Here is a 23714-nt window from a genome sequence, read left to right as displayed (position 1 = left end):
AATCACTCACGGAACGTCACAAGCGGTCGTCGGCCCTAAGAACTCGTCCAGGCACGGGCAGAAACGATCTGTCGGAACCGTGGGTCGATCGGGGACACTGGAAGCCGGCTGGAAGGCCCTCGGGCCAGCCTCTATGATCGGCACACTTTCCTGCACGGACAGAGATCGAGTGGCACTGCGGGAGCGAGCGGTGAGCGGAACGTCCGAAGGGCCGACGCCCGCGGCAGACCTCGACCGGTCCGCCGTCACAGAGAGTGACAACACTATGTCTTCAGGTGCCCGGCGGCCGAACGCCGGGTCGCCGGCACACGCCTACCGCTCAGTCTTCGCGGCAGCCCCGCTGTCCATGGCGATCGTCGACCGCGACGGCCGAGTGGTCACCGCCAACGACGCGTTCGGCACGCTGCTCGGCACCGACGCCGCCGCACTGACCGGACGCGTCGCCGCCGACCTGGTCGACCTGACCTCGGACGCCCGTGCCTGGCACGCCTACCGCGAGGTGCTGCGCGGCCGGCAGGCGAAGCTGCGCTGCACCCGGCGACTGAAACAGCCCGACGGCCGCGTGGTGTGGGCGCAGGTCACCGTCACCCCGCTCGCCGAGTCCGAGCACGGCATCCTGCTCTCCGTCGCCGACATCAGCGCCCGCCGCGAACTCCAGGCCAGGCTGCGGCACTTGCAGATGCACGACCCGGTGACCCGGCTGGCCAACCGCACGCTGTTCTTCGAGCGGCTGACGGCCGCACTGGAGGCGGACACCTACGAGCAGGGCGGCACCGGCCGGGTCGGACTGTGCTACCTGGACCTCGACGGCTTCAAAGCGGTCAACGACACCCTCGGCCACCGGGTCGGCGACCGGCTGCTGGCCGCCGTCGCGGAGCGGCTCACCCAGATCGCGGACGAGGCCGGGAGCGGACGGGCGGGCACCCCCCTGGTGGCGCGGCTCGGCGGCGACGAATTCGCCCTGCTCGTCGAGGACTCGACGGGCACGGACCAACTCGCCGAGCTGGCCGAGTCGGCGCTGACCGCGCTCCGCGCCCCCTTCGACCTCGCGGGCCGGCGGCTGTCCCTGACGGCCTCCATCGGCGTGGTCGAACGGCACACGGCCGGCACGACGGCCACCGGCCTGATGCAGGCGGCCGACACGACCCTGTACTGGGCGAAGGCCGACGGCAAGGGCCGCTGGACGCTGTTCGACCCGGAACGCAACGCGCACCGGATGACCCGGCAGGCCCTCTCCTCCGCCCTGCGCCCCGCCATCGACCGCGGCGAATTCGCCCTGGAATACCAGCCGTTGGTCGGCATGGAGGACGGCCGGCTGCGCGGGGTCGAGGCGCTGGCCCGCTGGCACCACCCGCAGTTCGGCACACTGACGCCGAATCGGTTCATCGGACTCGCCGAGGAGGACGGCTCGATCGTGCCGCTCGGCCGCTGGGCGCTGATCACCGCCTGCCGTCAGGCGCGCCGCTGGCAGCTGGACCACCCGGACGAGCCGCCGATCTTCGTGAGCGTCAACGTGGCGGTGCGCCAGGTCTGGGACTCCGATCTGGTGGCCGATGTGGCGGACGCCCTCGCCCGGACGGACCTCGCCCCGCACCTGTTGCAGCTGGAGCTGACCGAGTCGGCGGTGATGGGGTCGGCGGGCCGCCCGCTGGAGGCCCTCCAGGCGCTGAGCGACATGGGGGTGCGGATCGCCATCGACGACTTCGGCACCGGCTACTCGAACCTGGCGTATCTGAGCCGGCTGCCGGTGTCGGTCCTCAAGCTGGACGGCTCGTTCGTGCGCGGCTTCCAGTACGACGACCCCGGCGACCGGCCGAATCCGGCCGACGAGGTCGTGGTCGAGGCGATGATCCAACTGGCGCACCGGCTCGGGCTCACGGTGACCGCCGAGTGCGTGGAGACGTCCGCGCAGGCGACCCGACTGCGGCACATCGGCTGCGACACCGGCCAGGGCTGGCTCTACTCCCGGCCGGTGCCGCCGGACCGCATCTCCGAACTGCTGGCGACGCAGTCCTACGTGGTGGGCAACTCGTAGGCGTCCGCGATCAGTTCGTAGGAGCGCAGCCGCAGATCGCCGCGGTGCGCGTGCGAGGTGAGCATCAACTCGTCGGCGCCGGTGCGCTTGTGCAGCGCGTCCAGTCCGGCGCGCACCTCGTCGGCGCCGCCGTGCACGATGTTACCCGTCCAGGACCGCACGAACTCCTCCTCCATCGGGCTGAACTCGTGCTTCTCGGCCTCTGCCGGGTCCGGGAACAGGCCGGGGCGGCCGGTGCGCAGCCGCACCATGTTCAGCGCCATCGCCCGGGTCTGCCGGCGCGCCTCCCGCTCGTCGTCCGCGGCGAGCGTGGAGACACCGATCAGGGCGTAGGGCTCGTCGAGGATGTCGGAGGGCCGGAAGTTCTCCCGGTACAGGTCGAGGGCCGGGATGGTGTTCTGCGCGGAGAAGTGGTGCGCGAAGGCGAACGGCAGGCCGAGCAGGGCCGCGAGCCGGGCGCTGAAACCGGAGGAACCGAGCAGCCAGACGGGCGGGCGGTGCGGGGACTGGACACCGCCGGGCGCGGTGGCCTGCACCGGGCCGGGAACGGCGTGGATTCGCCGGTAGGGATGGCCGTCGGGGAAGTCGTCGTCCAGGAACCGGGTCAGCTCCGCCAGTTGCTGCGGGAAGTCGTCGGCGCCCTCGTTCAGGGTGTCGGTGCGGCGCAGCGCGGCGGCGGTGGCCCCGTCGGTGCCCGGCGCCCGCCCCAGCCCGAGGTCGATCCGGCCCGGCGCCAGCGCCTCCAGCGTGCCGAACTGCTCGGCGATGACCAGGGGGGCGTGGTTGGGCAGCATCACCCCGCCCGAGCCGAGCCGGATCCGTTCCGTGTGGGCGGCGAGGTGGGCGAGGATCACCGCCGGCGAGGAGGAGGCGACGCCCGGCATGGAATGGTGCTCGGCGACCCAGTACCGGTGGAAGCCGCGCGCCTCGGCGAACCGGGACAGCTCGACGCCGGTGCGCAGCGCGTCGGTGGCGGTGCTGCCCGTCCCGACGGTCACCAGATCCAGTACGGAGAGGGGGACGGGGGCGGTCCCCTTGGCCGTCCCCCGGATCTCGTCTGCCGCCACGGTGCGCCTCCTGTATTCCGCCGTGCGCTGTCTTCCGGGCGGTAACAGGAGGCGGTCTCCGGTTTATTCCCGGCCACCATGCCGGGCCGACTCCCGGTGTGCGCCCCGCCCGCGGTACGTCCGTCGACCGCGGCGCCGTCGTGGTTGATCGCGCAGTTCCCCGCGCCCCTTCGGGGGCGCCTGCCATCCGTTGACCGCGGCGCCGTCGTGGTTGATCGCGCAGTTCCCCGCGCCCCCCTTCGGGGGCGCCTGCCGGCCGTTGGCCGCGGCGCCGTTGTGGCTGGGTGCGCTGTTCCCCGCGTCCCCCTTTGGGGGCAGGGGTGGGTCAGGCCTGGATTATGGGCTCGTGGGTGAACAGGGATCCCAGGGTGGGGGCGTTCACCCTGCGGTCTGTCAGACGTAGCGCCTCCCACACCGTGACCTGGTTGGCCGTGAGGACCGGCTTGCCCAGCTCCTTCTCCAGCGCGGGCAGGTGGGCCACCGTGTGCAGGGCCGTGTCCGGCAGCAGCAGCGCCTGCGCCTCCGGCCGGTCCGCCCGCCGGGCCAGGTCGAACAGCTCGCGCTCGCCCCAGTCGCCGACCTCCGCGGCCGTGACGATCCCGGACGGCCGTACGGCGGTCACCGTGGTGCCCGCGGCCCGCAGGAAGTCCGCGAACAGTTCGGCCACGTCGTCCGGATAGGTCGCGCCGACCGCCACCCGGTGCACCCCGATCTCGCGCAGCGCGTGCACGAACGCGAAGGACGTCGAGGAGGCCGGCATGCCCGCGGCCAGGGCCAGCGAGCGGACCTGCTCGTGGGCGCCGTCCCAGCCGTACACGAAGCTGCCGCTGGTGCACGCCCACACGATCGCCTCCACGCCCGCCAGGCGCAGTGTCTCGACGCCCGCCGCCAGCCGCTCCGGCGCCCCCATCCGCCGCAGCGTGTCCACCCGGTGCGCGTCCTCGCCGATGTCGGTATGGACCAGCTCCACCCGGATGTCGCTGCCCAGGAGCTGCTCGGTGCGCGGATAGTCGTCCTCGGCGGAGTGCCCCGGGTAGAGGAATCCGAGTGCGGTCATGTCCAGCCCTCCTGCTGTTCTTCCGGCAGTGCGGGCCATCCGCGCGCCGCGTCGTCCAGCAGCGCCTGGTACGGCCCCACAGCTCGGGTACCCAGTCGGCGCAGCGCCGCCCATATCGTGACCTGGTTGGCCGAGAGCACGGGGATGCGCAGCTCCGCCTCCAGCTGGGGGATCACGTCGTACGTCGGCAGGTTGGTGCAGGAGATGAACAGGGCGTCGGCGCCGCCCGCCCGCGCGGCCCGGTGCGCCATCGCGGCCACGTCCCGGTACGGCACCCGCCAGATGTACCGGGTCAGCCCCATGTAGACGCACCCGGTCACCCGGACCCGCGCCTCGGCCACATAGTCCCGCAGGGCGCGGGTCACCGACTCCGTGTACGGCGTCAGCAGGGCCACCCGCCGCACCCCCAGCTCGGCCAGCGCCTCCAGCAGCGCACCGGACGTCGTCACGGCCGGGACCGCGCCGGCCCGGACCATCGCCTCCCCCATCGCCCGTTCCCCGGCGATCCCGCCGACGAAGCTGCCGGACGTGCAGGCGTAGGCCACCACCTCGGGTTCGACGGCGGTCAGCGCGCGGACCGCCTCGCCGAGGGTTTCGTGCTCGCTGACCAGCCGGGCCAGGTCCAGGCTCACCTCGACCGGCACGTACGGCGTCCGCGTCAGGTGCAGCGACACCTCGTCCGGCACCCAGCGCCACAGCTCCCGGTCGAGCGCGAAGTCGAAGGGGGCGACCACACCGACGCCGCGCTGCGGGCGGGGACCGCCGAGAAAGGAGACGTCCATGGCAGACACCGGCCTCACGGGGTGAAAACGGGCGGGCAACAGGGTGCGGGTACGCCCGTGTTGACGAAGGTAGGTTCGGGTGCGAGCGTGGTCAATCCGCCCATGTCAGACGCCCTGACCGCAGCGCCCCGTCCGGCCCGGTCCCACGCCGCCCCGAGCCGCCCGTCCCGCCCGACACCCGCCACGGACCCCGGAGGAACGGTTTGTCGATGTCCGTCCCGACGCTCCTCGTGCTCGATGCCGACCCGCTCCCCCGCCTCGGCCGGCTCACCGGCCGGGCCCGCGTCGTGCACGCCGACGCACGCACGCTGGCCGGGCTGCTGCCGACGGCGGACGTCCTGCTGGTGTGGGACTTCGCCTCGCGCGCGGTCCGCGATGCCTGGCCGGGCGGCGGTCCGCGCCCCCGCTGGGTGCACACGGCGAGCGCGGGCGTCGACCATCTGATGTGCCCGGAGCTGGCCGACTCGGACACCGTGGTGACCAACGCGCGCGGGATCTTCGATGGGCCCATCGCCGAGTACGTGGCCGCGCTCGTGCTGGCCATCGCCAAGGACCTGCCACGCACCCTGGACCTCCAGCGGCAGCGGACCTGGCGGCACCGCGAGGCCCGGCGGCTGGCCGGCACGCGCGCGTGCGTGGTCGGCTCCGGGCCGATCGGCCGGACCATCGCCCGCACGCTCAAGGCGCTGGAGGTGACGCCCGCGGTCGTCGGCCGCGTCCCGCGTACCGGCATACACGGCCCCGACGACCTGGACCGGCTGATCGCGCGGGCGGACTGGGTGATCGCGGCGGCGCCGCTGACCGAGCAGACGCACGGCATGTTCGACGCCCGCCGCTTCGGTGTGATGCAGCCCTCGGCGCACTTCATCAACGTCGGCCGCGGGCAGCTGGTCGTCGAGGACGCGCTCGTCGAGGCGCTGTCCAAGCGCTGGATCGCGGGCGCGGCCCTGGACGTGTTCGCCACCGAGCCGCTTGCCCGGGACAGCCCGCTGTGGCGGCTGCCTGGGCTGATCGTCTCCCCGCACATGAGCGGCGACACGGTCGGCTGGCGGGACGAACTCAGCTCCCAGTTCGTGGAGTTGTACGAGCGGTGGGCGGCGGGCAGAGCCCTGGTGAACGTGGTCGACAAGAAGCGCGGATACGTGCCGGGCCGCTGACCCCGGGAGGGTGCATGGAGCTGACCGACCTGACCGCCGTACAACTCCTCGACGGCTACCGCACGGGCGAGTTCAGTCCCGTGGAGGCCACCACCGCCGCCCTGGAGCGGGCGGCGCGGATCCAGCCGGAGGTGAACGCCTTCGTCCGGCTCCTTTCGGAGGATGCGCTCGAACAGGCCCGGGAGTCGGCCGGGCGGTGGCGGCGCGGGGAGCCGGCGGGGCTGGTGGACGGCGTGCCGGTGACGGTCAAGGACATCCTGCTGCTGCGCGGCCATCCGACCCTGCGCGGTTCGCGGACCGTAGCGGCGGACGGCGAGTGGGCCGAGGACGCGCCGTCGGTGGCCCGGCTGCGCGAGCAGGGCGCGGTGTTCATCGGCAAGACGACGACACCCGAGTACGGCTGGAAGGGTGTCACCGACTCCCCGCTGACCGGGGTGACCCGCAATCCGCACGATCCCGCCCGTACCGCGGGCGGCTCAAGCGGCGGCAGCGCGGCGGCGGTGGCGCTGGGCGCGGGCCCGCTGTCGCTGGGCACGGACGGCGGCGGCAGCGTGCGCATCCCGGCCGCGTTCTGCGGGATCTTCGGGCTGAAGCCGACGTACGGCAGGGTGCCGCTGTATCCGCCGAGCGCCTTCGGCACGCTGTCCCATGTGGGCCCGATGACCCGGGACGCGGCGGACGCTGCGCTGCTGCTGGACGTCATCGGCCGGCCCGACGCCCGGGACTGGTCGGCGCTGCCCGCGGCGCCCGGCTCGTTCGTGGCGGCCCTCGGCGGGGGCGTGCACGGGCTGCGGGTGGCGTACTCGCCGTCGCTGGGCGGCCAGGTGGCGGTGCGTCCCGCGGTGGCGGCGGCGGTGCGGCGGGCGGTGGCCGGGCTCGCGGAGTCGGGCGCGTACGTCGAGGAGACCGACCCCGACCTCACGGACCCGGTGGACGCCTTCCACACCCTGTGGTTCGGCGGCGCCGCCCGGGTCGTGCAGGGGCTGCCGCCGGACCGGCGGGCGCTGCTCGACCCCGGGCTGCGCGAGATCTGCGGGGCGGGCGCCCGGCTCTCGGCGCTGGACTACCTGGCCGCGGTGGACGTCCGCATGGACCTCGGCCGGCGCATGGGCCGCTTCCATGAGAGGTACGACCTGCTGGTCACGCCGACCCTGCCGATCACGGCGTTCGAGGCGGGCGCGGAGGTGCCGAAGGGCTCGGGCCACCGGCGCTGGACGGGGTGGACGCCGTTCACGTACCCGTTCAACCTCACCCAGCAGCCGGCCGCGACCGTCCCCGTCGGGGCGGACGACGCGGGGCTGCCGATCGGTCTCCAGCTGGTCGCGGCCCGGCACCGGGACGATCTGGTGCTGCGCGCCGCCCACGCGCTGTACGCGGCAGGGCTCACGCGCGGCGGAAGCTGAGCGTCTCCCCCGCGGCCCCGGACCGCCACAGGTCGTTGCACGCCTCGGCCATCCGGTCGAGTCCGTCGACGACCTGGCCCCAGACGATGCCGGGCACCCAGCCCACATCGCCGTTGAGCAGCAGGTTGTTGCGCTCGTAGAACAGGGCCAGGTCGACCAGGGTGGTCCCGGGGCGGACCTCGCGGTCGTAGCCGTAGGCGCGCGTGCCCAGTTCCGCGCCGGCGAAGGAGAAATAGCAGAGGTCCCCGGGGATCGGGGTGACCGTCGGATTCTCCAGGGGCGGTTCGGATGCCGCGAAGGGCGGGAAGAGAGCGTAGATCTCGTTGCGCGCGTATTTGGCGTGATAGACGTCACCGGACAGCGGCAGGGCGTCCCACACCGCGGCGCAGGTGAGCGGAGCACGGTCGTCCAGAAGCCGGACCGTGCACCGGACATCCCGCTTGACCAGCGAGACGTCCAGGAATCGGGCGGTCGTGGAATCCGTCATGGAATCCATGGTGCATAACTCGTGTGGTCCCGGGTAGCCGCGCGGCCATGGCTCCACCACTTGGGAACGGCGTACACACAACCGGGTACGGGCACAGACGCAGCCGGCGGGCGGTGCTCGCGGGCGTGGCGGCCCTCGGCGCGCTGGGCGCGGCGGGCTGCTCACGCGTCGCCACGGCGTCCGCGACGAACGGCGGCGACCTGCTGGACCGGTTGCGGGCGCAGGGTGTCGTCCGGCTCGGGATCGCCGGCGAAATACCCTTCGGCTACATCGACAAGGACGGCCGGCTGACCGGTGAGGCACCGGAGCTGGCGAAGGTCATCTTCAAACGGCTCGGTGTGGACGGCGTGCAGCCGGTGCCGACCGAGTTCGGCTCGCTGATCCCCGGACTGAACTCGCAGCAGTTCGACGTCGTGGCGGCCGGGATGTATGTGAACCCCGACCGCTGCGCCCAGGTGATCTTCGCCGACCCCGACTACCAGATGCTCGATTCCTTCATCGTGCGCAAGGGCAATCCGAAGGGGCTGCACGACTACCAGGACGTGGTCGCCAAGAAGGCGAAGTTCGCCACCGGCACGGGATACGCCGAGATCCAGTACGCAGTCGAAGCCGGGTACAAGGAGAGCGACATCCTGATCGTCCCGGACCAGGTGGCCGGGCTGAACGCGGTCGAGGCCGGACGCGTCGACGTGTTCGCCGGGACCGCCGTGACCACCCGTGAGGTGGTGAAGAAGTCCGCCAAGGCGGAGGCCACCACGGCCTTCGCCCCGCTCGTCGACGGCAAACCGCACGTGGACGGCGGCGCATTCGCCTTCCGGCCCACGGAGACAAAGCTCCGGGACGCCTTCAACACCGAGCTGCGCAAGCTGAAGAAGAGCGGTGAGCTGCTGCGCATCCTGCGGCCGTTCGGCTTCACACAGGCCGAGATGACCGACCTCACCGCGAAGGAGCTGTGCGGCGGATGACCACCGGGCTCTGGGAACTCGTACTCAAGGGAGTCTGGACCACGATCCAGCTCCTGGTCTTCAGCGCGCTTCTGGCCGCGGCGGTCTCCTTCGTCGTCGGTATCGCGCGCACCCACCGGCTGCGCATCGTCCGTTTCGTCGCCGGTTTCTACACCGAGGTGTTCCGCGGCACCTCGGCACTCGTGATGATCTTCTGGGTGTTCTTCGTGCTGCCGATCGCCTTCGGCTGGCAGCTGGTGCCGATGTGGGCGGGCACGCTGGCGCTCGGGCTGACCTACGGCGCCTACGGCTCGGAGGTCGTGCGCGGGGCGCTGAACGCGGTCGAGGCGGCGCAGAAGGAGGGCGGCATCGCCCTCGGCTTCACGCCCCTTCAGCGGCTGCGGCTGATCCTGCTGCCGCAGGCGGTGCCGGAGATGATCCCTTCCTTCTGCAATCTGGTGGTCGAACTGCTCAAGGGCACCGCGCTGGTGTCCGTCATGGGCATGGGCGATCTGGCGTTCAGCGCCAATCTGGTGCGGCTGGCGCTCCAGCAGAGCGCGGAGGTCTACACCTACGTCCTGCTGATCTACTTTGTGATCGCCTTCGTGATCACCCGGCTGATGCGGGCGCTGGAGAAGCGGCTGAAGGCCGGGCTCGGCAAGGACCCCGGCACGGAAAAGACGGCGCGTGAGGTCAAGCGCGCCCAGACGACCGGCGTGGGCGCCGCGGGCGGTGGTGCGGCATGACCTGGGACTGGAACGCCGTCGGCGACTTCATGCCGCACTTCTGGGACGGCCTGCTGGTCACATTGCAGGCGCTGGCGCTCGGCTCGGTGCTCTCGTTCGGCCTGGGCCTGGTGTGGGCGCTGCTGATGCGGACGCCGACCCGGTGGGTGCGCTGGCCGGTCGGGGTGGTGACGGAGTTCGTCCGCAACACCCCGCTGCTGGTGCAGCTGTTCTTCCTCTTCTACGTGCTGCCCGAGTGGGGCCTGACCTTCTCCGCGCTGACCACCGGCGTCTTCGCGATCGGGCTGCACTATTCGACGTACACGATGCAGGTCTACCGGGCCGGCATCGAGGCGGTGCCCGTCGGCCAGTGGGAGGCCGCGACGGCGCTGAGCCTGTCGGTGCGCAGGACCTGGACGGCGGTGATCCTGCCGCAGGCGATCCGCCGGGTGGTGCCGCCGCTCGGCAACTACGTCATCTCGATGCTCAAGGACACGCCCATCCTGATGACGATCACCGTCCTGGAGATGCTGGGCCGGGCGCGGCTCTTCTCCCAGCAGCACTTCCAGTTCACCGAGCCGGTGACGGTGATCGGCGTGGCCTTCATCGTCATCTCCTACCTCGCCTCCCTCCTTCTGCGCACCCTGGAGCGTCGCCTTGTCCGTTGAGACCAGTAAGCAGCCGACCGCCGCCGAGGACCGTCCGACCGGACTGATCCACATGGCGGGGGTGACCAAGCGGTTCGGGGACCACACGGTCCTCGACGGGCTCGACCTGTCCGTGCAGGCGGGCCGGCACGTCACCCTGATCGGCCCGTCCGGCTCCGGCAAGACCACGATCCTGCGGCTGCTGATGACGCTGGCCAAGCCGGACGAGGGCACCATCACGGTGGACGGGCAGCCGCTGTTCCCGGCCTCCGAGAAGGAGGTCCGCGAGGTCCGCAAGAAGATCGGGATGGTGTTCCAGCAGTTCAACCTGTTCCCGAACATGACGGTGCTGCGGAACATCACCGAGGCCCCGGTCACCGTGCTCGGCCTGGACAGGGACGAGGCGGAGGCGCGCGCCCGCGAGCTGCTGGAGCTGGTCGGCCTCAGCGACAAGTGCGGCATGCGCCCGTCCCAGCTGTCCGGGGGCCAGCAGCAGCGGGTGGCGATCGCTCGGGCGCTGGCCATGCGGCCGCAGGTGCTGCTGCTGGACGAGGTGACCTCCGCGCTCGACCCTGAGCTGGTCGCGGGCGTCCTGGACCTGTTGCGGGACATCGCCCGCAGCACGGACATCACGATGCTGTGCGTGACCCACGAGATGAACTTCGCCCGGGACATCTCCGACCAGGTCCTGATGTTCGACGGCGGCCGGGTCATCGAGGCGGGGTCACCGGAGCGGATCTTCAGCGATCCGGAGCAGGAGCGCACCCGGGAGTTCCTTGGCGCCGTCCTGTGACCGATTTTTTTTTCGCCCTGGCGGTGCAATTGCAGCAGGTGAGGGTGTCAACACAGCAGGTCACCCGCTGGGGCATGCCGTAGGCATATGCCGGTGCGGCGATACCGCAGGTTACGGGCACCATGATCTCGTCAAGGCCCCCTCCCCAGCGGACGCCTGACCGTTATCGTGGAAACGATCCGCCGTCCGGATCACGGCCCAGACAGCAAGCGCAGGGGGGATCACCGTGGCGCTGATGCACGAGCCGACCGCCCCGTACCACTCCGCCCAGGACGCCCTGCGCGTCCTGGAGACGGTGGCACGGCACACCACGGGCGTCACCGACACCGAGCTGGCCCGCCGGACCCGCCTCGGCCACGAGCGGCTGACCGCGCTGCTGCGGATGCTGCGCCGCGAGGGATACGTCGAGCAGGTCGCCGACGGCGCCTATGTGACCGGGGACGCGCTGAGCCGCCTCGGCTCCGCGCACGACGGGGAGCGGGCGCTGCGCGACAAGCTCCAGCTCACCCTGGTCCGGCTGCGGGACTCGGTCGGCGCGGCCGTCTATCTGAGCCGGTACGTCGACGGTGAGGTGAAGGTCACCCAGTACGCCGACAGCCCGGCCACGCCCGCGGTCAACGAGTGGGTCGACTTCCGCTCCTCCGCGCACGCCACGGCCGTCGGCAAGAGCCTGCTGACCCAGCTCGACCACAACGCCCGCCGCGATCACCTCTCCCGGCACAAGATGGCCCGCCTCACCTCGCGCACCATCACCAGCGACCGGCTGCTGCTGTCCCGTCTGGAGTCCCAGCCGCCGACGGTGCCCGTGCTCGACCTCCAGGAGTACGCGGTCGGCACGGTGTGCGCGGCGGTGCCGATCACGGCGGGCTCCTCGGTGGGCTGTCTGGCGCTGTCACTGCCGGTGGCGCACGCGCACCGGCTGCGGCAGGCCGCGGACGCCCTGAACCGCAACGCGGCACCGGTGCTGCTGTCGCTGGCGATCTAGCACGGGGGCTGCTGTCGCTGGCGATCGAGCACCGGTGGCGCCGGCCGCACCGCCGGCACCGGATCCGGGGTGGTCCGGAGCATCCCCGCGGACCGGGTAGTATTTTCTTCGTCGCCGACCGCGAGACGCGGACGGCGGGAGTCATGCGCCGCTAGCTCAGTTGGTTAGAGCAGCTGACTCTTAATCAGCGGGTCCGGGGTTCGAGTCCCTGGCGGCGCACCGGTGAAGGGCCTCTCGTGGCGACGAGGGGCCCTTCGGCGTCCTGTGCGGTCAACCGCCGGTACGCCTCCTCGCCCGGCGGCCGCCACCACACGGGATCGGCGCACCGCGGCCCCTGGCGGCGCAGCTCCGCCCGATGGATCTTGTTGGTGGCGGTGACCGGCATCCGTTCCACCAGCCGGACGAACCGGGGCGCCATCTTCGTCCCGAGGTCGGGCTGGGCGGCGAGGAAGGCGGCGAAGTCCGCCGGGTCGAAGGTCCCCGCGATCGCCGCCATCACCTGGTCGCCGGTGACCGGGTCCGGCACCGCGTAGACGGCGACGGCGTCGGCACCCGGGTACCGGGCGAGGATGTTCTCGATCATCGCGGCGGCCAGGTTCTCACCGTCGACCCGCAGCCGGTCGTCGCCGCGGCCCGCGAAGTAGAGGTATCCGTCGGCGTCACGGCAGAACAGGTCTCCGGTCCAGTACCAGCCTCCCCCGCCGCCGGTCTCGCCGGACCCGGGGAACCCCCGTCGCCGCCGCTCGGCCTCCGCCGCCGGATTGCGCCAGTACCCCTCGAAGGGGTTCGGTCCCCGGTTGACCAGCTCGCCTATCGCCTCGTCGCCGTTGAGCAGCCGGCCGGCCTCGTCGAAGCGGGCGGGCGGGCACTCCGTGCCGTCGGCCGGGTCGAGCACGGCCAGCCCGGGAGCGCCGCGCCCCACCGCACCGGCGGGCGTGCCGGGCGTCCAGCGCACCGCCGCGCCGCCCTCCGAGGAGCCGTACCCCTCCACCAGCGGCACCCCGAACCGCCGCTCGAAGGCCGCCGCGTCCACCGCACCCGCCTCGGTGCCGAAGCCCAGCCGCAGCGGGTTGTCGGCGTCGTCCGGGCGTGGCTCGGTGGCCAGCACGTACTGCACGGCCCGCCCGACATAGGTGAAGTACGTCGCCCGGAACCGGCGTACGTCCGGCAGGAAGCCCGACGCGGAGAACCGCCGGCGCAGCGCCACCCCGGCGCCGGCCGCCAGCGCGGGCGCCCAGTCGGCGATCACCGCGTTGCCGTGGAACAGGGGCATGCAGATGTAGTGCACGCCGTCGGGGCCGAGGCGGAACTGGTCGACGAGGGAGCGTCCGGCGGCAGCCAGCCGGCCCTGCGAGCAGAGCGCGGCCTTGGGGGCGCCGGTGGAGCCGGAGGTGAAGCAGAGCAGGACCCGGTCCTCCGGGGCGGCCCGGGAGGGGTCGGGGGTGGCGTCGGCGTAGGGGGCGAGCAGGTCGGCGTAGTCCGGGGTATCGGTGATCAGCAGCCGTACGCCGGGCAGGTCGAGGCCGTCGAGGAGCGGCAGCCGCGCCCGCTCGGTGACCAGCAGCGGGCACTCGGTGTGCAGGATGTCGCGGGCCAGTTCAGGGCCCCTGCGGGTGGGGTTGATCCCGGCGACCGCGGCGCCGGCGAGGGCGGCGGCGCCCAGCCACAGCGGGAACTCCGGGGTGTTGTCGAGCAGCACCCCGACGTGCGGTTCGGCTCCGGCCGGCAGCAGGTCGGCCAGCAGCGCGGCACGGGCGGCTGCGCCGGCCGCGACCTCGTGGTGGCTGAGCACCCGCTCCTCGAACCACAGCCCCGGCCGCCGGTCCCCCCACCGCCCCGCCACCAACTCCGCCACCGTACCCCTACGGAACTCCATGCCGCCGCACGGTAGCTGACGTAGCGTCAGATGTGGAGGCAAGGGTGCCGGCGACTGCGTCACCGGGTTCTTTCGTTTTGCCGGGCTTCTCGTTCGCGTCAGGGTCCTGCGGCGCGCCTGGCCGCGTCGAGCGGGTCGCACGGGTGGTGGGCCCGCGTGCGGGGGTGGCGTCGTGCGGTGCACGCGGGCCTTGGCCGGGCGGGGTCAGAACGTGACGTCGGAGCAGGCGTAGAACGCGTTGCCCGTGTCGGCGATCGTCCAGACCGCGAGGATGACGTGGTGTCCGCTCAGGCCGGTCGGCAGGGTGCCGCTGTGCGAGAGCGTGGCCGGCGGCTGCTGGTTGTTGTAGGGGACCGTGAGGAACGGCGTGGTGGTGAGGTCGGAGCGGGACAGGGCGTGGTTCTGGTTCCAGCCCGGTTTGGTGACGTAGTACCGGAAGTCCGTCGTGGCGTGCCGCGCGGTGAACTGCCAGCGGAAGGTGTAGCTCTGACCGCCGGTCACCTTGGTGGTCGGCCAGGCCCCGCCGGACGGCGCGGTCGGCGAGCTGAGCTGGGCGAACCGGCTCACCCCGCCGTTGCAGAGCTGGCCGTCGGCGGGTCCGCCGGCCGGGAAGCCCTTCGAACCCTCGACGCTCTGCGGCTCCCACTGGATGTCGCCGCAGTTGGCCACCGTTCCGTTCTGGCAGAGCTTCTGCCTGCTGATGGGCAGGTCCGTGTAGCCGTGGCCGCTGGCCCCGCCGGAGGAGAGCGCGAAGGCTCCGACGGTGGCCAGACCCACCACGACGGCGGACAACTTGGTCTGTGTACGCATGCTGCCGCTCCTGGAGAACGTGGGGGAAGTTCACTGAGCCGTGCAGGTCTAGACCAAGTCTCAGATTATTGCCGTCAGTTGGGCATGTCCATACCAATCACGGAGCGGACTCGGTACGGCCCGCGCAGAAGGCGACCGTCAGATCCCGCACCAGCGCCTTGCGCTCGTAGTCGTCGAGTTCGACCAGCCCGCGCATGGTCAGCCGGGTCACCGTGTCCTCCACCGAGTCCACCACCGAGGTGAGCATGGAGGAGCGCTGCTGCGCGTCCAGCGCGGCGATCCGGCGCCGGTGCATGGCCGCGGCGACCTCGGGCGCGTACTCGGCCCGGACCGGCTGCACCGAGAACACCTCAAGCCCGATGCCCGCCGCGTCCGCCGCCACCAGCCGGGTCAGCGCCTCCCCCGCCGCCTCCGCGGCCCCCCGCGCCCCGCCCGGCATGTCCACCGGCACCCGGGCCAGCGCCGCCTCCACGCACTCCCGCAGATACCTCTCGTGGTCCGCCACGCCGAGCACGGCCCGCGCGGTGTCCCGCACCCGCCACACCACGAGGACCACCACCCTGAGCGCCACCCCGTTGCCGTCGGCGGCCGACATCGGCTTGCTGCGCCAGTGCCGCAGCCGCACATCGACCTGGCGCCGCCGCAGCATCGGGTTCACCCACATGAGGCCGGTGCGCCGCACGGTCCCCCGGTAGCGGCCGAACAGACCGAGCACCCAGGCCCGGCCGGTCGCGCCCCGGGTGAGCCCGCCGAAGCCCAGCGCGCCGAGCGCCCCGGCCCCCGCGTACGCCGCCCACTGGGCCGGACCAAGACCGGCGCCCGCGTACCCGGGCAGCCACAGCGCGTCCGCCGCGAGCCGCGGCAGCACCCCCGCCCACCAGGAGGTGGCCACGCACCCGGCGACCCCGCCCAGGCCGGCGAGCACACCCGCGGCCCCGGGCAGCGCCCGCGCCGGACGCTCCACCAGCAGCGGATCGACCTCGGGCACCTTCCGGGCCCGTACCGGCCCCTGCCGCCTGAGCCGGGGCTGCTCGCCGGTGCCCCGCCGGCGGGCCACCACCGCAGGCTTGAGCGGCACCGACACCGGGGCGGGGTCATCGCGGAACAGCAGGTGGACGGGGATCTCGGTGGTCGACTCGTTGTGGATCAGCCGGGTCGGACGGGACGGCCCCTCGACGGGTCCCTCCGACTCGGGCGTGTGTGACGTCGTCGTGCTCATGCGTGCTCCAGCCTCCGCGCCAGATGCGTCATGACAGGTGAGTGACAGAGAAGACGAGAAAAGAAGAGAAGGACGAGAAACGGGAAAGAAATGGGGAGAAAGATGAGAAATAGGGAGAAATGGTGCGGCCTAGGCGAACAGCCGCCGCCAGGTCTCCGGCCCCGGGTAGCCGTCCGCCGCGCCGCCCCGCCAGCCCTGGGAGCGCTGGAACGCCTCGACGGCCCGCCGGTCCGCATCGCCCCAACGCGGTCCCGGACCGGTCGTGTAGTAGCGGCCGTACCCCTTCTTGACCAGCTGCCGCCCCAGCTGGGTGACGTAGGTGTTCTCCGCGCCGGGGCGGAACATGGCGCGGCCCGGGTAGCCGGGCACACCGTGCGAGGCGGGCGCGGGCGCGCCGGCCCTGGCGGCCCGGATGTCCTTGCCCTTCCCGGTCGCCAGCAGTTCCCAGGTGCGCGGTCCGGGTACGCCGTCCGCGTCCGCGCCGCTCCAGCCCTGGGCCTTCTGGAACGCCTGGGTCGCCCGCCGGTCCGCTTCACCCCAGCGCGGTCCCGGCCCCTGGGTGTAGTAGGCCCGGCCGCCGCGAGCCACCAGCATCTCGCCGAGCCGGGTGACGTACTTGTTGTTCGCGCCGGGTCCGAAGTAGGCCGCCCCCGGGAACGACCCGCTCCTGACCGCGGCGGTCGCCCCGCCACCCGCTGCGCCGGCGGCGAGGCCCTTGTAGCGGTAGGGGACATATTTATCGGAATTACTCCAGTAGGAGTACGGGGTGGCCATCCGGCGGGTGTGCGGGCGCGTCTGCTCATAGGCCGTGTAGTAGGTGTGCGTGTAGTCCGTCCAGCCGCCGAAGATGACGACGTGCGAGCCCTTGTGCGGGTCGGCGGAGTTGTGGAAGAGCAGGATGTCGCCGGGTTGCAGGTCCTCCTTCTTGATCTTCACACCGAACTTGCCGAGGCTGCCCGTCCACTCGTTGCCCGGCAGGCCCCAGGCCATCGAGACAAAGCCCGAGCAGTCCTGGCGGTAGCCGTCCGACCAGTACGCGCCCGTGCTGTACGGCACCTGGGCGGCGACCCAGGTCTTGGCCCGGTTGATGATCTCCGTGCGGGTGATCGTGCGCGACTGGGCCGAGACGGCGGGCTTGCCGCTCGGCCCGTGCAGCGGGACCTGGCTGCCCTGCGGGGTGTCGGGGCCCGGGCCCGCCGGAAGGCCCGGCCGGTGCGGGGCTGGCGGAGCGGACGGTACGGCGAGGGCGGGCGCCGCATGGCCCGCGGCGAGGGCGGATGTGGCGGCGGCCACGACCAGGGCCCGCCGGGCCGCCGGGTGCCCGCCGAACCGACCGGGCAGCGTACGCGGGCTCACCCGCCGCCAGTGGACACATCCGGGGCACTCGCAGTCGCTCACGGGATCGAATTCCTCGAAGACCGGAGTCGCCATGCGATCCCCCTCACATTCCGGGCTGAAATGTCCGCGTTTGTGCACATTGGTCAGTTTCTCAACTGTCATCGCGACGCGCATGTTGACGGTCCGAATGATGTACGCGCCCCGGACCGGCACCTCCGCGCCGCCTCCCGGCGGTCAGAACCACACCCCGAGGTCGGGTAGAGTTCTCGCGTCAGCAGGCGCCGCTAGCTCAGTTGGTTAGAGCAGCTGACTCTTAATCAGCGGGTCCGGGGTTCGAGTCCCTGGCGGCGCACGATGACGGCAGGCCCTTCGCACACCGAAGGGCCTGTCGCTTGTTTGGCCGGATACGCTCTGGCCATGGCAGCCCGAGACCTGCAGGAGCGGATCAAGAAGCTCATCGTCGACCGACGGCTGCCCTCCGGTGCGCCGCTGCCGACCGAGCCCGAGCTGATGAAGCTGCTCGGCGCGAGCCGGAACTCGGTACGGGAGGCACTGAAGGCCCTCCAGGCCATGGGCATCGTGGAGATACGGCACGGCTTCGGCACCTACGTCGGCCCGATGTCCCTCGCCCCGATGGTCGAGGGCCTTGCCTTCCGCACGGTCGCCGGGCACCACCGGGGCGAGGACTCCCTGCTCCAGCTGCTCGAACTGCGCGAGGCGATGGAGGCGGGGCTGGTCTCCCGGCTGGCCGGACGGCTCCCCGAGTCCGACCTGGTTGAACTGGAGACCCTTGTGGACCGTATGGAACAGCGGGCCGCGCAGGGAGCCGGCCTCGTCGAGACCGACCGGGCGTTTCACGCCATGCTCTACCGGGGGCTGGACAACGCCCTGCTGAGCGAGGTATTGGAGGCGTTCTGGGACGCCTTCGACCGCGTACAGCGGGATCTGGTGGAGCCGCCGCAGGACCCGCGGGTCACCGGCCGTCAGCACCGGGAGATCCTGGCCGCGGTCCGGTCCGGCGACTCCATGCGCGCGGAGGAGGCCATAAGAGACCACTTCGGCCACATCCGCGCCCGGCTGTCCCCGGCCGTCGCGACGCGTCCACCAGATCCCCACACGCCCCACAATGAACGCGTATGACCGGTAAACACAGCGTTTCGCATCTTGCGATCATGCTCGGCACCGTAGAAACCTGGTTGTTCAAGCTGCCGCCTATACGCGGCACTTGGGGGGAAGAGAACCGGTTGCCGGAGCGACGGGGGAGAGGGGACCCGTCCACGAACGGATGTCGAGGGGGGCACCCTGCAACCGGAACGTCGCGGTTCCATGTCGATAAGGTGTGGGAGACGTGGGGGCTGTGACCGCGACCCATCACTGATGCGCCCGTGACGGTCGAGGGGGACCCGAGGGGGCGCAACGAACCGACTGACACGCGGTGTTCCGCGTGTGGGGGGATGACTCATGACGTCGACGCCGACGGGCGCCCGGCAGAACCTCGACCCGTCACAGACCACGCAGCTCCGGGTGCCCGGACACCGCACCGGCAACACGGGGACGTTCCGCCGGATCAAGAAGAACCTGCCGAGATACGACTACGAGCACTACAGCCGGCTGGCGGGCCCCCTCACCCAGCCCGATCCCGGCAAGCCGTACACGGTGCAGTACCGCTCGCTGCTCTCGCAGGAGCCGCACCGCCTACGCGCCGCGCTCATGCTGGGCGCGGCCCCGCTGCTCTCGCTGGTCCTGCTGGCGTGGCTGCTGCAACCCGAACACTGGACCGAGCGCGACTACCCCGCCTACGACTTCCTGCCCGCGCTCGACATCGTGATGCTGGTCTCCATCGGTCTGATCGAGTTCTTCCGCTGCATGAACGTGCTGTCGAACGCGCATGCCACCCTGGTCGCCCGCGACCCCGTCCCGGTGGTTCCCGAGACCGGCACCAAAGTCGCCTTCCTGACCTCCTTCGTGCCCGGCAAGGAACCGCTGGAGATGGTCACCAAGACCCTGGAGGCGGCCGTCCGGCTGCGCCACCGGGGCCTGCTGCACGTCTGGCTGCTCGACGAGGGTGACGACCCTGAGGTCAAGGAGGTCTGCGCCCGGCTCGGCGTGCACCACTTCTCCCGCAAGGGCGTCGCGCACTGGAACCGGCCCAAGGGCCCGCACCGCGCCAAGACCAAGCACGGCAACTACAACGCCTGGCTGGAGGCGCACGGCGCCGAGTACGACTTCTTCGCCTCGGTCGACACCGACCATGTGCCGCTGCCCAACTACCTGGAGCGGATGCTGGGTTACTTCCGCGACCCGGACGTCGGCTTCGTCATCGGCCCACAGGTGTACGGCAACTACGACACCTTCGTCACCAAGGCCGCCGAGTCGCAGCAGTTCCTGTTCCACGCGCTGATCCAGCGCGCCGGCAACCGGTACGGCGCCCCGATGTTCGTGGGCACGTCGAACGCCGTGCGCATCAGGGCGATCAAGCAGATCGGCGGCCTGTACGACTCGATCACCGAGGACATGGCCACCGGCTTCGAGATGCACCGCGCCAAGAACCCGGCCACCGGCCGGAAGTGGAAGTCGGTGTACACGCCGGACGTGCTCGCGGTCGGCGAGGGCCCGAACGCCTGGACCGACTTCTTCACCCAGCAGTTGCGCTGGTCCCGGGGCACCTACGAGACGATCCTCAAGCAGTACTGGAAGGGCCTGTTCTCCCTGCCGCCCGGCAAGCTCTTCAACTACACCATGATGATCATCTTCTATCCGATGTCCGCCCTCAACTGGATCCTGGCAGCGCTGAGTTGCGCGTTGTTCCTGGGCCTGGGCGCCTCCGGCGTGAACATCGATCCCACGGTGTGGCTGATGCTCTACGGCAACGCCTCCGCGCTCCAGATCGGCCTGTACATCTGGAACCGCCGGCACAACGTCTCCCCGCACGAGCCGGAGGGCTCCGGCGGGGTCGCCGGCATGGTGATGTCCGCGCTGTCCGCGCCGATCTACGCCCGCTCGCTGATGGACGCCGTACTGCGCCGCAAGAGCAAGTTCGTGGTGACGCCCAAGGGCGAATCGGCCAGCCCCGACACGCTGTTCGGGACGTTCCGGATCCACTGGTTCTTCATCCTCGTCTTCGGCGGATCGCTCACCGCCGGCTTCGTCTTCGGGCACTCCCACCCTGCGATGATCACCTGGGCCGTTTTCGCCATGCTGATCACCGCGGCGCCGATCTTCGCCTGGCGGTACATGCTCCGGCAGGAACGCAAGCGGCCCGCGGCCGGCCCGCAGAGCGCCGCAGCGCCCGGCACGGCGCCCGGCACGGCGCCCGGCACGGCGGCCGGCCACGAACCGCAGGACGCGACGGGCGTGCCGCACGCGCCGCACGCCCCGCAGCAGCGGCCCACCCGGGCCGCCTCGAACGGGACCAACGAGCAGACCATGCAAATCGCCCTGGGCGGACTTGGGGGACGTAAGGAATGAACGACAGTGCCGGTCGCCGCCGTGCTCGTCGACTCGCGATAGGCACGGCGGTGGTACTCGCGCTGGCCGGGATGAACGGACCGTGGCTGTACCGCTTCGGAACCGAGAAATACCACCAGTACAAGATCGACAGACCCGAGTACAAGGCCGCCAACGGCAAGTGGGACATCATCGAGTTCCCCGAGGAGTACCGCCAGCACACCATCCACGCGGCGCTCCTGCACACCGGCAAGGTGCTGCTGGTCGCCGGCTCGGGCAACGACCAGGAGAACTTCGACGCGAAGAAGTTCGACTCCCGCATCTGGGACCCGGTCAAGGGCACGATCAAGAAGGTGCCCACGCCCAACGACCTGTTCTGCACCGGCCACACCCAACTGGCCAACGGCAACCTGCTCATCGCCGGCGGCACCAAGCGGTACGAGAAGCTCAAGGGCGACGTCACCAAGGCCGGCGGCCTGATGGTCGTGCACAACGAGAACCCGGACAAGCCGATCACGCTGCCCGCCGGCACCAAGTTCACCGGCAAGGAGAACGGCAAGACCTTCGTGTCGAAGGACCCCGTCCTGGTGCCGCGCGCGAAGAAGGTCTTCGACAAGACGACCGGCGCCTTCCTGCGCAACGACCCCGGGCTCGGCCGGATCTATGTCGAGGCGCGACAGAGCGGCACCCAGTACGAGACCGGCACCCAGGACAACTACCGCGTCCAGGGACTGACCGGCGCCGACACACGCAACACCTACGGCATCGCGCAGAAACTCGCCCTCGACAAGAAGGACTTCCAAGGGATACGGGACGCCTACGAGTTCGACCCGGTCGCCGAGAAGTACATCAAGGTCGACCCGATGAACGAGGCCCGCTGGTACCCGACGCTGACCACCCTGAGCGACGGCCGGATCCTCAGCGTCTCCGGCCTCGACGACATCGGGCAGCTGGTCCCGGGCAAGAACGAGATCTTCGACCCGAAGACCAAGAAGTGGACGTACACCGAGAAGATCCGGCAGTTCCCCACCTATCCGGCCCTGTTCCTGATGGAGAACGGGAAGATCTTCTACTCGGGGTCCAACGCGGGCTACGGCCCCGACGACGTGGGCCGCGACCCCGGCATCTGGGACGTGGACACCAATGAGTTCACCAAGCTGCCCGGGCTGGGCGACGCGAACCTGTTGGAGACCTCCGGCACGGTGCTGCTGCCGCCCGCGCAGGACGAGAAGTACCTGGTGATCGGCGGCGGCGGGGTCGGCGAGTCCAAGGTGTCCAGCAAGAAGACCCGGCTGATCGACCTGAAGGCCAAGGACCCGAAGTTCGTGGACGGGCCGTCGCTGGAGAAGGGCACCCGCTATCCGCAGTCCTCGATCCTGCCCGACGACACCGTGCTGGTCTCGGGCGGCTCGGAGGACTACCGGGGGCGCAGCGACTCCAACATCCACCAGGCGCGGATCTACCACCCCGACAGCAACAGCTTCACCCAGGTGGCCGACCCGCTGGTGGGCCGCAACTACCACTCCGGGTCGATCCTGCTGCCCGACGGGCGGGTGATGTTCTTCGGGTCCGACTCGCTGTACGCGGACAAGGCGAACACCAAGCCGGGCAAGTTCGAGCAGCGGATCGAGATCTACACGCCGCCGTATCTCTACCGGGACTCGCGGCCCTCGCTGTCCGGCGGGCCGCAGACCATCGCCCGTGGCGCCTCGGGGACCTTCACCTCCCGGCACGCCTCGACGATCAAAAAGGTCCGGCTGATCAGGCCCAGCGCCTCCACGCATGTCACGGACGTCGACCAGCGGTCCATCGCGCTGGACTTCACCACGTCCGGGGACAAGATCACGGTGACCGTGCCGAAGGGTCGGAACCTGGTGCAGTCCGGGTGGTACATGCTGTTCGTGGACGACGCCCAGGGGACTCCGTCCAAGGCACAGTGGGTGAAGATCCCGTAGGGCTGCGGTGCGCTGCGCTGGCTTGGGCCGACTGCAACTGCGGGTCCGTTCTGGCCGGTCGCGTCCGCCTATACGCGGGGCTGGCTCGGGGCCCTTTGCGGCTGCGGGTCCGTCTCGGTTGGTCGCGTTCGTCTATACGCCGGGTTGGCTTGGGGTCCCTTGCGGCTGCGGGTTCGTTTTGGCTGGTCGCGTAGTTCCCCGCGCCCCTTTGGGGCGCGGTTTAGGCGTGGCTGCTTGTTTTGGCTGGGCGGGGCCGTATGTCTTGGTGGGGCTACCGCCAGCCGTGTTCTGCGAGGGGGCCGCTGCCGTCGAGGTAGCCGCACAGGCCGGCCTGCGGGTACTCGATGATGTCGTCCGGCAAATCGTGGACGGTGAACCACCTCGAACAGTTCGCGGGCGGCGCCATCGGGAAGAGGCTCGCCTTGGTCGAGCTTCCCCGACGGCATGTGCCAACGCCCATAGCCGTAGGGGCCGCCCCGCTTGGAGAGAAGGATCTTGTCGCCGTCGCGAAGGATGACGTGGGTGTCGATGACGGGCGTGGCCGGCGTTTCGCTCATGGTCCTTGAGGGGTTGATGGGGCGTTGGAGGGGACTGAGGCTAGCGGGAGGGCCGGTATGGCGTCGGCGATTCGCCGAGCTACGTCCGATGGGGTGTAGGCGCCGTTGTCGAGAAGCAGCACTTCAACGCCTCTGCTCGTCAGGTGAGCCGCGGCGTCCCGGTACAGGGCGACTTCGCGGCTCGGGCCGAGGTGGAGCTGTCCCGTGACGGCATCCGTCACATGCCCCGGCTCTGCCTGCTGCAGGGTGGCCATGCCCAACTGGACCAGCCGCTTGCCCGTCCGGTAGTCGCTCGCCCGGAGATAGGCGAGTGCCCGCAGGTACTGACGCATCCCCCCCCGTTATCTTTTTCGCGGTCCTGCAAGAGGGCCGCTGGCCTCCGGGCCCGGCATGACTGTGTCCCCCTGTCGAAGGCATGACCTGGGGGGTG

At 71.0% G+C, this 23714-nt stretch carries 19 protein-coding genes, 2 tRNA genes and 1 pseudogene; 13 read left to right on the top strand and 9 right to left on the bottom strand.

Going from position 1 to position 23714, the window contains the following annotated elements:
• Positions 1 to 190: 190 nt before the first annotated feature.
• A complete protein-coding gene (locus ACFYTE_RS34130) occupies positions 191 to 2035 on the top strand; it encodes a putative bifunctional diguanylate cyclase/phosphodiesterase (protein WP_388719007.1) in 1845 nt (614 codons plus the stop codon).
• Here ACFYTE_RS34130 and ACFYTE_RS34125 read toward each other — a convergent pair.
• From ACFYTE_RS34125 to ACFYTE_RS34115, 3 genes are all read right to left on the bottom strand, one after another.
• Entirely contained in the window at positions 2014 to 3102 is a 1089-nt protein-coding gene (locus ACFYTE_RS34125; RefSeq protein WP_388719005.1) for an LLM class flavin-dependent oxidoreductase, read from the bottom strand. The genes ACFYTE_RS34130 and ACFYTE_RS34125 overlap by 22 nt on opposite strands.
• Before the next feature lie 325 nt (positions 3103 to 3427).
• Positions 3428 to 4159, bottom strand: a complete 732-nt coding sequence (locus ACFYTE_RS34120; RefSeq protein ID WP_388719003.1) for an aspartate/glutamate racemase family protein — start codon at positions 4157 to 4159, stop codon at positions 3428 to 3430.
• Positions 4156 to 4941 carry a decarboxylase gene (locus ACFYTE_RS34115; protein ID WP_388719002.1) on the bottom strand — a complete coding sequence of 262 codons (786 nt, stop codon included), beginning with the start codon at positions 4939 to 4941 and terminating at the stop codon, positions 4156 to 4158. Before ACFYTE_RS34115 ends, ACFYTE_RS34120 begins: the two co-directional genes overlap by 4 nt.
• A 209-nt stretch (positions 4942 to 5150) precedes the next feature.
• On the opposite strand from ACFYTE_RS34115, the gene ACFYTE_RS34110 reads away from it, so the two are divergent.
• The gene (locus ACFYTE_RS34110) at positions 5151 to 6098 is read left to right on the top strand and encodes a D-2-hydroxyacid dehydrogenase (RefSeq protein WP_388719000.1); all 948 of its coding nucleotides are present in this window, start codon (positions 5151 to 5153) and stop codon (positions 6096 to 6098) included.
• 14 nt (positions 6099 to 6112) lie between these two features.
• The gene (locus ACFYTE_RS34105; protein WP_388718998.1) at positions 6113 to 7501 is read left to right on the top strand and encodes an amidase; all 1389 of its coding nucleotides are present in this window, start codon (positions 6113 to 6115) and stop codon (positions 7499 to 7501) included.
• Here ACFYTE_RS34105 and ACFYTE_RS34100 read toward each other — a convergent pair.
• The gene (locus tag ACFYTE_RS34100) at positions 7482 to 7988 is read right to left on the bottom strand and encodes a DUF3830 family protein (RefSeq protein WP_388718996.1); all 507 of its coding nucleotides are present in this window, start codon (positions 7986 to 7988) and stop codon (positions 7482 to 7484) included. The genes ACFYTE_RS34105 and ACFYTE_RS34100 overlap by 20 nt on opposite strands.
• Before the next feature lie 47 nt (positions 7989 to 8035).
• Between ACFYTE_RS34100 and ehuB the strand changes: the two genes are divergently transcribed.
• From ehuB to ACFYTE_RS34070, 6 genes are all read left to right on the top strand, one after another.
• Positions 8036 to 8953, top strand: a complete 918-nt coding sequence (gene ehuB, locus ACFYTE_RS34095; protein WP_388718994.1) for an ectoine/hydroxyectoine ABC transporter substrate-binding protein EhuB — start codon at positions 8036 to 8038, stop codon at positions 8951 to 8953.
• On the top strand, positions 8950 to 9678 hold the full coding sequence (gene ehuC, locus ACFYTE_RS34090) for an ectoine/hydroxyectoine ABC transporter permease subunit EhuC (protein ID WP_388718992.1): 729 nt from the start codon (positions 8950 to 8952) through the stop codon (positions 9676 to 9678). Before ehuB ends, ehuC begins: the two co-directional genes overlap by 4 nt.
• A complete protein-coding gene (ehuD, locus tag ACFYTE_RS34085) occupies positions 9675 to 10325 on the top strand; it encodes an ectoine/hydroxyectoine ABC transporter permease subunit EhuD (protein ID WP_388718990.1) in 651 nt (216 codons plus the stop codon). Before ehuC ends, ehuD begins: the two co-directional genes overlap by 4 nt.
• 52 nt (positions 10326 to 10377) lie before the next feature.
• Positions 10378 to 11097 carry an ectoine/hydroxyectoine ABC transporter ATP-binding protein EhuA gene (ehuA, locus tag ACFYTE_RS34080; protein WP_388719139.1) on the top strand — a complete coding sequence of 240 codons (720 nt, stop codon included), beginning with the start codon at positions 10378 to 10380 and terminating at the stop codon, positions 11095 to 11097.
• A 226-nt stretch (positions 11098 to 11323) separates the two neighbouring features.
• Entirely contained in the window at positions 11324 to 12082 is a 759-nt protein-coding gene (locus ACFYTE_RS34075; RefSeq protein WP_388718988.1) for an IclR family transcriptional regulator, read from the top strand.
• Positions 12083 to 12227: 145 nt separating this feature from the next.
• A tRNA-Lys gene (locus ACFYTE_RS34070) sits at positions 12228 to 12301 on the top strand.
• On the opposite strand, the gene ACFYTE_RS34065 is transcribed toward ACFYTE_RS34070, so the two are convergent.
• The 4 genes from ACFYTE_RS34065 to ACFYTE_RS34050 all read right to left on the bottom strand — a co-directional run bounded on the left by ACFYTE_RS34065 (position 12267) and on the right by ACFYTE_RS34050 (position 17418).
• Positions 12267 to 13958, bottom strand: a complete 1692-nt coding sequence (locus ACFYTE_RS34065; protein WP_388718986.1) for an AMP-binding protein — start codon at positions 13956 to 13958, stop codon at positions 12267 to 12269. The two genes, ACFYTE_RS34070 and ACFYTE_RS34065, sit on opposite strands and share 35 nt — an antisense overlap.
• A gap of 204 nt (positions 13959 to 14162) precedes the next feature.
• Positions 14163 to 14768 (bottom strand): lytic polysaccharide monooxygenase, encoded by a 606-nt coding sequence (locus ACFYTE_RS34060; protein WP_388718984.1) that lies wholly within the window; start codon positions 14766 to 14768, stop codon positions 14163 to 14165.
• 97 nt (positions 14769 to 14865) lie between these two features.
• Positions 14866 to 15987, bottom strand: a complete 1122-nt coding sequence (locus ACFYTE_RS34055; protein WP_388718982.1) for an SPFH domain-containing protein — start codon at positions 15985 to 15987, stop codon at positions 14866 to 14868.
• Positions 15988 to 16116: 129 nt separating this feature from the next.
• Positions 16117 to 17418 carry a peptidoglycan-binding protein gene (locus ACFYTE_RS34050; protein WP_388718980.1) on the bottom strand — a complete coding sequence of 434 codons (1302 nt, stop codon included), beginning with the start codon at positions 17416 to 17418 and terminating at the stop codon, positions 16117 to 16119.
• A gap of 185 nt (positions 17419 to 17603) precedes the next feature.
• On the opposite strand from ACFYTE_RS34050, the gene ACFYTE_RS34045 reads away from it, so the two are divergent.
• The 4 genes from ACFYTE_RS34045 to ACFYTE_RS34030 all read left to right on the top strand — a co-directional run bounded on the left by ACFYTE_RS34045 (position 17604) and on the right by ACFYTE_RS34030 (position 22727).
• A tRNA-Lys gene (locus ACFYTE_RS34045) sits at positions 17604 to 17677 on the top strand.
• A gap of 65 nt (positions 17678 to 17742) precedes the next feature.
• The gene (locus tag ACFYTE_RS34040) at positions 17743 to 18465 is read left to right on the top strand and encodes a FadR/GntR family transcriptional regulator (RefSeq protein WP_388718978.1); all 723 of its coding nucleotides are present in this window, start codon (positions 17743 to 17745) and stop codon (positions 18463 to 18465) included.
• A gap of 321 nt (positions 18466 to 18786) precedes the next feature.
• Positions 18787 to 20793, top strand: coding sequence for a glycosyltransferase family 2 protein (locus ACFYTE_RS34035; RefSeq protein WP_388718976.1), 2007 nt, complete (start codon positions 18787 to 18789; stop codon positions 20791 to 20793).
• Entirely contained in the window at positions 20790 to 22727 is a 1938-nt protein-coding gene (locus ACFYTE_RS34030) for a galactose oxidase-like domain-containing protein (protein WP_388718974.1), read from the top strand. The genes ACFYTE_RS34035 and ACFYTE_RS34030 overlap by 4 nt, the downstream gene beginning before the upstream one ends.
• A 401-nt stretch (positions 22728 to 23128) precedes the next feature.
• On the opposite strand, the pseudogene ACFYTE_RS34025 reads toward ACFYTE_RS34030, so the two are convergent.
• Positions 23129 to 23284 (bottom strand): annotated as a pseudogene (locus ACFYTE_RS34025) (NUDIX domain-containing protein); the annotation flags it as partial.
• Positions 23285 to 23714: the final 430 nt, after the last annotated feature.

It is taken from the genome of Streptomyces sp. NPDC004629 (assembly GCF_042873595.1).
In the GTDB taxonomy this organism is placed as follows: Bacteria; Actinomycetota; Actinomycetes; order Streptomycetales; family Streptomycetaceae; genus Streptomyces.
The sequence above is the reverse complement of the archived record's forward strand: the minus strand, read 5'-3'. Positions and strand labels throughout refer to the sequence as shown.

Excerpts from the sequence above, each read along its gene's own strand:
- ACFYTE_RS34030 (WP_388718974.1), top strand. The coding sequence starts at position 20,790 with ATGAACGACAGTGCCGGTCGCCGCCGTGCTCGTCGACTCGCGATAGGC.
- ACFYTE_RS34050 (WP_388718980.1), bottom strand. The coding sequence starts at position 17,418 with ATGGCGACTCCGGTCTTCGAGGAATTCGATCCCGTGAGCGACTGCGAG.
- ACFYTE_RS34035 (WP_388718976.1), top strand. The coding sequence starts at position 18,787 with ATGACGTCGACGCCGACGGGCGCCCGGCAGAACCTCGACCCGTCACAG.
- ehuC (WP_388718992.1), top strand. The coding sequence starts at position 8,950 with ATGACCACCGGGCTCTGGGAACTCGTACTCAAGGGAGTCTGGACCACG.
- ACFYTE_RS34100 (WP_388718996.1), bottom strand. The coding sequence starts at position 7,988 with ATGACGGATTCCACGACCGCCCGATTCCTGGACGTCTCGCTGGTCAAG.
- ACFYTE_RS34105 (WP_388718998.1), top strand. The coding sequence starts at position 6,113 with ATGGAGCTGACCGACCTGACCGCCGTACAACTCCTCGACGGCTACCGC.
- ACFYTE_RS34040 (WP_388718978.1), top strand. The coding sequence starts at position 17,743 with ATGGCAGCCCGAGACCTGCAGGAGCGGATCAAGAAGCTCATCGTCGAC.
- ACFYTE_RS34065 (WP_388718986.1), bottom strand. The coding sequence starts at position 13,958 with ATGGAGTTCCGTAGGGGTACGGTGGCGGAGTTGGTGGCGGGGCGGTGG.
- ehuB (WP_388718994.1), top strand. The coding sequence starts at position 8,036 with ATGGCTCCACCACTTGGGAACGGCGTACACACAACCGGGTACGGGCAC.
- ACFYTE_RS34120 (WP_388719003.1), bottom strand. The coding sequence starts at position 4,159 with ATGACCGCACTCGGATTCCTCTACCCGGGGCACTCCGCCGAGGACGAC.
- ehuA (WP_388719139.1), top strand. The coding sequence starts at position 10,378 with ATGGCGGGGGTGACCAAGCGGTTCGGGGACCACACGGTCCTCGACGGG.
- ACFYTE_RS34110 (WP_388719000.1), top strand. The coding sequence starts at position 5,151 with ATGTCCGTCCCGACGCTCCTCGTGCTCGATGCCGACCCGCTCCCCCGC.
- ehuD (WP_388718990.1), top strand. The coding sequence starts at position 9,675 with ATGACCTGGGACTGGAACGCCGTCGGCGACTTCATGCCGCACTTCTGG.
- ACFYTE_RS34060 (WP_388718984.1), bottom strand. The coding sequence starts at position 14,768 with ATGCGTACACAGACCAAGTTGTCCGCCGTCGTGGTGGGTCTGGCCACC.
- ACFYTE_RS34055 (WP_388718982.1), bottom strand. The coding sequence starts at position 15,987 with ATGAGCACGACGACGTCACACACGCCCGAGTCGGAGGGACCCGTCGAG.
- ACFYTE_RS34115 (WP_388719002.1), bottom strand. The coding sequence starts at position 4,941 with ATGGACGTCTCCTTTCTCGGCGGTCCCCGCCCGCAGCGCGGCGTCGGT.